This is a genomic window from Pseudomonas sp. P7548 (genome assembly GCF_013386585.1).
Classification (GTDB): domain Bacteria; phylum Pseudomonadota; class Gammaproteobacteria; order Pseudomonadales; family Pseudomonadaceae; genus Aquipseudomonas.
This window is the reverse complement of the sequence record NZ_JACARO010000200.1, coordinates 1-776: the sequence shown is the minus strand read 5'-3', so window position 1 is coordinate 776 and position 776 is coordinate 1. Positions and strand designations below refer to the sequence as shown.

Annotated in this window: 2 protein-coding genes; one reads left to right on the top strand and one right to left on the bottom strand. The window is 57.3% G+C overall.

Annotated elements, in window-relative coordinates; all coding sequences use genetic code 11:
* The coding region (locus HX803_RS32230) for an MFS transporter (RefSeq protein WP_178926093.1) at positions 1-393 on the bottom strand (393 nt) is incomplete at its 3' end.
* Between the two features lie 198 nt (positions 394-591).
* Between HX803_RS32230 and HX803_RS32225 the strand changes: the two genes are divergently transcribed.
* The gene (locus HX803_RS32225) at positions 592-735 is read left to right on the top strand and encodes a hypothetical protein (protein ID WP_176995279.1); all 144 of its coding nucleotides are present in this window, start codon (positions 592-594) and stop codon (positions 733-735) included.
* Positions 736-776: the final 41 nt, after the last annotated feature.

Here is a 776-nt window from a genome sequence, read left to right as displayed (position 1 = left end):
GGCCGAGAAGCCCTGCAGCAGACGGCCCAGCAGCACCAGCGCCGGGGCCCACAGGCCAATGCTGTGGTAACCCGGCACCAGCACGATCAGCAACGTGCCGCTGGCCATGATGGACAGGGTGACGATCAGGCCTTTGCGGCGACCCACGTCATCGATATAGGCCCCCAGGACAATCGCGCCCAGCGGTCGCATCAGGAAGCCCGCGCCGAACACGGCGAAGGTCATCATTAATGACGCAAACTCATTGGCAGCGGGGAAGAACGCAGCGGCGATGTAGGTGGCGTAGAAACCGAACAGAAAGAAGTCGAACTGTTCGAGGAAGTTGCCGGAAGTCACGCGGAAAACCGCACCAACTTTCGAGCGGGCAGAGTCGGGCCGGGAAGGGCTAGTCATGGTTTTGTGTCTCCAGCGTTCTTTTTAAAGTGCTTGTTTCGCTTAAGACCGCGGATAGTGGCTGACACATTTAGAAATGATAAGTGAGTTATTTGGATGTATTGATGCGCACAGGCTATCAATCACCAAGGCCGTCCAAAATGATGGCCCTGTTCTATGCTGAAAGGTGTGACCAAATCTTACGGATGGGAGGTGACAATGGCTGACGAACGCAAGCGAAAGGATGAGCCGGAGCGTGAACAACCCCGGCGCCACGAGGAAGAAAAACCGCAGACCTGGAAGCATCCGGACGACGGCACAGAGCTGTCGGAGCGCGACCAGGAGTTCCCGCTCAAACCCTGATACCCCGGGAGTACTCGGTTAGAAATGTGGGAGCGGGCTTG